The organism is Citrobacter sp. On2M, assembly GCF_018035235.1.
Classification (GTDB): domain Bacteria; phylum Pseudomonadota; class Gammaproteobacteria; order Enterobacterales; family Enterobacteriaceae; genus Citrobacter; species Citrobacter meridianamericanus.
On sequence record NZ_WPCV01000003.1, the window covers coordinates 342,108 to 348,107 of the forward strand.

Genomic DNA, 6,000 nt, shown 5'->3' on the forward strand with positions numbered 1-6,000 from the left:
CAGGAGCAACGATGATTATTCAGGAGCTTGCTTACAAAGTAACCGTCAAAGCAGACGAGTTCCTGAATGGTAAGCGCAAAGTAAGCGAAGAGGTTGGAAAGCTAAACAAAGAGCTTTCACGTGCTGAGAAAGAGCGCGAGAAAGAGCTTAAAAAGCAGCGGGAAGAGCTTGAGAAGTTTGGCAAGTCAGCCACATCAGCTTTCCGTAACGTTACGGCTGCCGCTGCCGGGTTCCTTGGTATAGGTGCTGGCCTGTATGGTATCAAGCAACTATTCACATCCACTGCCAATGAAATCGTTCGTGCCAGTACACAGGCTAAGTTCTTCGGCTCTGATGTAAACCGTTTATTTGGTATGCGACGAGGTTTCGAGCAGGCAGGGCTTAATGCTGACGCGTTCATCGGTGCTTCTGGTAACGCACGAATGGCGCTGGCTAACATCAAAGACCCGACAATCTTTGGTGGGCTCACCGGCGCAGCACAAAACCTGATGGTGTTGGGCGCGCGTACCGGGCTGAACATCAATAACCTTGGTGACCCTAACAAGGCGCTTGGAGAGTTCACCCGCTACGGCAAATCACACTCTCAGGAAAACCTGATGCAGGTGATGGCGGCCGCCGGGTTCGACCCGACAGACGCAGCCAAGATTAAATCTGGTGAGTTAAAGTCTCTGGTCGACTCAGAAACGAAGAAGTCGAACATCACCGCCGCCCAGGTGAAAGAGCAGGAAAACTTGCTGGTTACTTTGGGGCAACTCGACGCGCAATTTGACCGCATCCGACAGGATATAGCCATCGCCTTTGCACCTGAAGTTATGAGCGCGCTAAAACAGTTTGGTGACTGGATCAAAGACCACCATGGCGACATCATCGGGTTCTTTCGCGATGCCGGAGAATCAGTTAAGAAACTGACAGAATCAGTCGGCGGGGCGAATGCGCTTCTTCTGTTGCTGGCCGCAGGGCTGAGGCTTAACCCTCTTGTTCTTGCTGGAATGGCGGGAGTTCAAGCGATTAATAACATTGCTGACGCCGCGAAAGAGAAAGACAAGACCGATTCACTATGGAATTCGATAGTTAAACGATGGAATGCAGGTGGTTGGGCTAACGCTACAGGCGTAACATCAAATGGTGCTGAACAACACGCGCAGTCAGCAAGAAGGATGCAGCAGTCACCGGGAGAAATGGATGATCTTCTACATGGCGTGATGATGACAGAGTCGGGCGGAAACCCCCTTGCATACAATGTTTCAGGGGCAACTGGCGCGTACCAATTAATGCGTGGCACAGCAATGGATATGGGGCTTCGTGTCGATTCTCAAGTAGATGAGAGATTAGATCCAGAGAAATCTCGAGCAGCAGCCGGCGCTTACATGAGAGTGTTACTAAAGCGCTACGATGGTAACGTCGATAACGCTCTCAGAGCTTATAACTGGGGAATGGGTAACGTTGATAAGTGGATCGCTAATGGTAGCGACATCTCACAGTTACCAAAAGAAACGCGTGAGTACACTGGCAAGGTCTATGGGAACATAGGCAATGCCCGCAACTATTACGCAACACAGGGAAGAATGGCAGATAACAGGCCATATCAACTGGCGTCAAGTGGTGGGCAGCCTCAGATACAAAACAGCACTCACATCAATACAGTGAACGTTAACAGTAACCCGACAACAGTTGACGCTCTGACAAAGAGTATCAATCAACAAGCTAGCCGGGCATCGACAAACGCGGCATTTTCTAGCATCGTCAGGTGATCTAGTTTCCGTTGCTGTATAGGGAATACCCAGCCTTTACGGACTCAAGCATAAGGTCTACAGGGAGTTCAGAGTTAGATGATTCTTGTGTGAGATATCTTTCGATATCTTTGTACTGCATTCCATCTCTGGCTGATTTGTAACCACCTTGGCACCCATCAGAAACAAGCTTAAGAAGATCAAGTCTTCTTGATTCCTTCAGGTTCTGAAGATCGCCATCAAAAGACTCAACCAGAGATGAAGCTTTTTTATTGCATGAAACAAGGAGTTGATGCTCTGTAAGAGAGGCTGCCGCCATTAAAGGCAGACATGATGCAATTGATATCAAAATGGTATAAATCGACTTAAGCTTCATGTTTTATCCCTTATGCTGTTTTCCTGATTCTACCCATTAACTGAAGCAAAAACACTCAACGCTCACTCAGGTGGGCTTTTTGTCATTCTCAACAACAACATATCCTTGAGAGTCTTTCAGTAAGATGCTGATTTCACGCTGACTGAACCCCTCTGCGATGAACTTTTTTCCGTCGCTGGTTTGTATCGCTAGTTTTTTTCCTTTATTTCTGGCGACGAAGTATCCTATAGCTGCAGATAAGCAGTTCATTGCTGCCGGGCTTGTTATTCCGTTAACAATCACTTGCACCCACTCTAGCGGTGTTGAACTGTCGAATGCGAGAGTCACATGCGGCTTATGCTCTAAATGCCACTTACTCATTGCTTCATTCAAAGATTCAACATCTTCTTGTCGGACGGTAAAAATGAAACTCTCCATCGTTTACACTCCATCGTTAAAAAATATTGGCAATGCCTTTAGCCTAATTTTGGGTGGGATATCATTGCTTCTCGGGAGAGAGGTCTCTATCGAGAGCGAGATTACCCCTACGGAATTCACAAAAATGGTTGTCGATGACCTTCGCCGGCAAGCAGAAACAGGCGAGTTAGAAATGACACAAGAAGAGTTGCGCACATCATTGCTTGCCGCTCTTGATAAAAGCTAGCCCATGATGAGGTGGCATGTAGGCATCTATCCCTTCGCCCTTCAATGCGTCAATTAACCCAGAGACTTCATGAATGGAAACTGAAAAATTTATACGCTTTGAATTATCTTCCACGGGTAATGGAACCTCTCATATCGTGTGGGGCGGCAAGCTCATCATTGGTGGCTTGCTGATGCTCCTCGGGTTTAACGTAAAGGTCATGCAAAACATCGCTAAAGACGAGCTAATTGAATCCATAAAAAGCTAAGAAGAGGTAAAAAATGTATGATTTTCTCTGTTACCTCAACGGCGTCGTTGTCGAACACTTTGTTTCCATACCACTTGTCTGCTTCATAGTTGTACGGTGGTTAGTATTACGGTTGCTATGGGGGTCGTCGTACTAACCAAATCTATCCTTAAAGCGACGGTCGCTGTTGCGCCTATTCATCTTGCCGTTGCAGTAGGGGCATAGATGCTGCTTCTTGCCGTCGATAGTCCATGTGAAGTATTTCTTCTTGAAACCGGCACCGCAGATATCGCAGCTTCTTGGCTTGAAAAGGCTAGCCACGAAGACGAGTACAATAATTCCGATGATCCATTCCATTACTTATCCTTGCTGCACATTTTATTTAGCGTTTCAAGAAGCGCTTCTTTGAATTTTTCAGCTTCGCGAGAAGCGAATTCCTCTTTGCTACTCACATCGTTGGAGACAGCATCAAGCAGAATTTGAACAATTTCAGCATTCATAGATCTTCTGTTGTTCTTTGCTCGCAACCTTATTTTCTCTTTTAACTCATTGGAAACGCGGATGTTTATCTGCGGCTCTTCTCTAGACATGATGCCTCCATGGTGTAACCGTAATACTACCCTTGCATTACTCAGGTCACAATGGTATAACGGTTATACTAAAATGATATGGAGGTAATATGATTGTTCCGTCAGATGCACCTAAGTACAACCTGAGAATTCCTGCAGATGTTAAAGAGATTATTGAGAAAGCGGCAAAAGATGAGGGGAGATCGGTAAACAGCGAAATTGCAAAAAGGTTAATGGATAGCTTGAAACGTGATGGATTACTGTAACCTGAAATGTTGAAGCCCCAACTACTTGCGATAGTCAGGGCTTCGGATGTTAGTCAATCTTGAGGAAAAACCAACATGACAAGTATAGCAATTCTTGAAGCAGTTAACACCTCTTACGTTCCTTTCAATGGCCAGGAGATTATTGCTGTGATGGCTGCAGGTGCAACGTATGTTGCCATGCGTAAAATCGTCGAAAATATCGGGATAGATTGGACTGGTCAGTCGGTAAAGCTGCGCAAACAAAAAGAAAAGTTCGGGTGTAGAGATATCTCTATACCTTCAAAAGGTGGAGTTCAGAAGATGCTTTGCATCCCACTGAAGAAACTAAACGGTTGGTTGTTCAGTATCAACCCTGAGAAAGTTCGTGCAGATATTCGCGACAAGCTGATCCAGTATCAGGAAGAATGCTTCACTGTTCTCCATGATTACTGGACGAAAGGCAAAGCAGAAAATCCGCGCAAAAAGACAACGGTAGACGAGCGCACACCATTGCGCGATGCCGTGAATATGCTTGTAAGCAAAAAGCACCTGATGTACCCGGAAGCCTATGCAATGATTCACCAGCGATTCAATGTGGACAGCATCGAAGATTTGGAGCCCGAGAAGATACATGAAGCCATTGAATATGTTCATCGCGTGGTGCTTGAGGGAGAGTTTCTCGGCAAGCAAGAAGCATTACCAGCGCCAAAACTGGATATCAACTTTCCTATTTCGTGGTTCGTCGAAAATGCTCCATACACGGTTATCCGTCAGCAATGCGGTGACACAATAGCACTTGATCGCAGTGCTCTTGTTGATTGCAGTCCTGCATACAAGCTGGTTGCTGCACTAACATCAGCTGGGTACGACGTTAGCGCGGTGAGTGCAGAGCTAAAGGCGCTACGCACTATCATGGCTGAGCAAAGTTGGGCGCTAAAAGAAATAGCCTCATACACCGCGGTGCGAGACAAAGCTTGCCATCGAATTAATGTTGCACTTTAAGGAGTATAAAATGTCGATGAAAACTATCGGGGAAACCACCCTATCATCGTTTAGATTCAATCGCGACGGTGAATCTTATGAAGCTTCATTATCTTCTGTTGTTTGTGAGAACGAAAATGGTGACGATGAGTGGTGCTATTCGGTTGTCATAATTGATGATGAAGGAAATTTAATCATGAAAGAAATTTCTCATGATTTTATCGAAACATGCGATATATATGACAGATTAAGCATATTGGTTGAGAAGTTTATCATCAAATAACAAGCTTAGAACTAATACCCAAACCTCGCTCCGGCGGGGTTTTTTATTGCCCGGAGAACCGATGAGCATTCTCAGCCTCAACACAGCAGACATATTCAACGCGATCGGTGGCGGATCTCCGCTTTCCATAATCGACAGCGTTCTCCATCCTCAGTATGTGATCCGCAACAGCAAGACCAACGCAGTGGCGCTTGAGTTCAGCGGCATGGCATCTATTCAGCCAGGCGGAAGGGCGCAGATAACAAACGCACCGGTGGAAAAAGGTCAGTATCAGTCTATAAACAAGGTTAAAGAACCAGCCATCATTCGATGCTCAGTCATCATCACCGGACTTTCAGGTTTTACCGGATCTATTCCTAATATTTTTGACCTGACATTCACCAGCCAAAGCTCAACGCTAAACACCATCAAAGAGATGTTGGCTGCGACCGAGACCTACGACATTGAGACGCCGAAAGAAACGCTTCAGAGCTATGACCTTGTAGATCACGACTACGAAGTCACCTCACAGCGCGGAGTGTCAATGCTTACGGTGTTTCTGATATTCCAGGAAGTTATGCAGCAGATGGAGGTGACGCTTTCCGGAGCACAGACAAACGCCAGGCCAACTGATGACGAGATAAGCCAGGGAGTAACCGGGACTGGCGGATTCCAGAAAAATGCAGGATCTACTCCATCAACGGTAGACCAGTTAGGCAAGTCATGGTCATCACTAAAAAAATCACTTGGAGACTTATCAGACAGCGCCACTGGCGCAATTACGACCGGGTTTAAAAGCGCTCTCGAAACAGTTTCCGAGCCCGTTCTTAATGTGGCGAATAGTGCAACCGAAAAGGCCGCCGAGCTTGCAGGGAACATCAGCAAAAACATAACTGGTGCATCGAGTAAATAACCATGCAGACGATTGCTATAGAGCCAAAAAAATCTCAAATCCTGTCCATTAACCT

General features: G+C 46.1%; 11 protein-coding genes. 7 read left to right on the forward strand and 4 right to left on the reverse strand.

The window, feature by feature from the left end; translation table 11 throughout:
* Positions 1 to 11: 11 nt before the first annotated feature.
* On the forward strand, positions 12 to 1,751 hold the full coding sequence (locus On2M_RS10310) for a lytic transglycosylase domain-containing protein (protein ID WP_210904772.1): 1,740 nt from the start codon (positions 12 to 14) through the stop codon (positions 1,749 to 1,751).
* A gap of 1 nt (position 1,752) precedes the next feature.
* Here the strand turns inward: On2M_RS10310 and On2M_RS10315 are convergent, their stop codons facing one another.
* Positions 1,753 to 2,106: a hypothetical protein gene (locus tag On2M_RS10315; RefSeq protein WP_210904773.1), complete on the reverse strand. Its 354-nt coding sequence runs from the start codon at positions 2,104 to 2,106 to the stop codon at positions 1,753 to 1,755.
* Positions 2,107 to 2,172: 66 nt separating this feature from the next.
* Positions 2,173 to 2,523 (reverse strand): hypothetical protein, encoded by a 351-nt coding sequence (locus tag On2M_RS10320; RefSeq protein ID WP_210904774.1) that lies wholly within the window; start codon positions 2,521 to 2,523, stop codon positions 2,173 to 2,175.
* Here On2M_RS10320 and On2M_RS10325 point away from each other — a divergent pair.
* Both On2M_RS10325 and On2M_RS10330 read left to right on the forward strand, forming a co-directional pair.
* On the forward strand, positions 2,510 to 2,749 hold the full coding sequence (locus On2M_RS10325; protein WP_210904775.1) for a hypothetical protein: 240 nt from the start codon (positions 2,510 to 2,512) through the stop codon (positions 2,747 to 2,749). The genes On2M_RS10320 and On2M_RS10325 overlap by 14 nt on opposite strands.
* A gap of 73 nt (positions 2,750 to 2,822) precedes the next feature.
* Positions 2,823 to 2,996, forward strand: coding sequence for a hypothetical protein (locus On2M_RS10330; RefSeq protein ID WP_210904776.1), 174 nt, complete (start codon positions 2,823 to 2,825; stop codon positions 2,994 to 2,996).
* 132 nt (positions 2,997 to 3,128) lie between these two features.
* Here the strand turns inward: On2M_RS10330 and On2M_RS10335 are convergent, their stop codons facing one another.
* Complete coding sequence (locus On2M_RS10335; protein WP_210904777.1) at positions 3,129 to 3,332, reverse strand: hypothetical protein; 204 nt, start codon at positions 3,330 to 3,332, stop codon at positions 3,129 to 3,131.
* Positions 3,332 to 3,565, reverse strand: a complete 234-nt coding sequence (locus On2M_RS10340; protein ID WP_210904778.1) for an Arc family DNA-binding protein — start codon at positions 3,563 to 3,565, stop codon at positions 3,332 to 3,334. The genes On2M_RS10335 and On2M_RS10340 overlap by 1 nt, the downstream gene beginning before the upstream one ends.
* Before the next feature lie 89 nt (positions 3,566 to 3,654).
* On the opposite strand from On2M_RS10340, the gene On2M_RS10345 reads away from it, so the two are divergent.
* The 4 genes from On2M_RS10345 to On2M_RS10360 all read left to right on the forward strand — a co-directional run bounded on the left by On2M_RS10345 (position 3,655) and on the right by On2M_RS10360 (position 5,945).
* Entirely contained in the window at positions 3,655 to 3,810 is a 156-nt protein-coding gene (locus tag On2M_RS10345) for an Arc family DNA-binding protein (RefSeq protein ID WP_115396188.1), read from the forward strand.
* A gap of 75 nt (positions 3,811 to 3,885) precedes the next feature.
* The gene (locus tag On2M_RS10350) at positions 3,886 to 4,791 is read left to right on the forward strand and encodes a phage antirepressor N-terminal domain-containing protein (protein ID WP_210904779.1); all 906 of its coding nucleotides are present in this window, start codon (positions 3,886 to 3,888) and stop codon (positions 4,789 to 4,791) included.
* A 10-nt stretch (positions 4,792 to 4,801) separates the two neighbouring features.
* On the forward strand, positions 4,802 to 5,053 hold the full coding sequence (locus On2M_RS10355; RefSeq protein WP_210904780.1) for a hypothetical protein: 252 nt from the start codon (positions 4,802 to 4,804) through the stop codon (positions 5,051 to 5,053).
* Between the two features lie 61 nt (positions 5,054 to 5,114).
* Positions 5,115 to 5,945 carry a hypothetical protein gene (locus On2M_RS10360; protein WP_210904781.1) on the forward strand — a complete coding sequence of 277 codons (831 nt, stop codon included), beginning with the start codon at positions 5,115 to 5,117 and terminating at the stop codon, positions 5,943 to 5,945.
* The last annotated feature ends 55 nt before the right edge of the window (positions 5,946 to 6,000 follow it).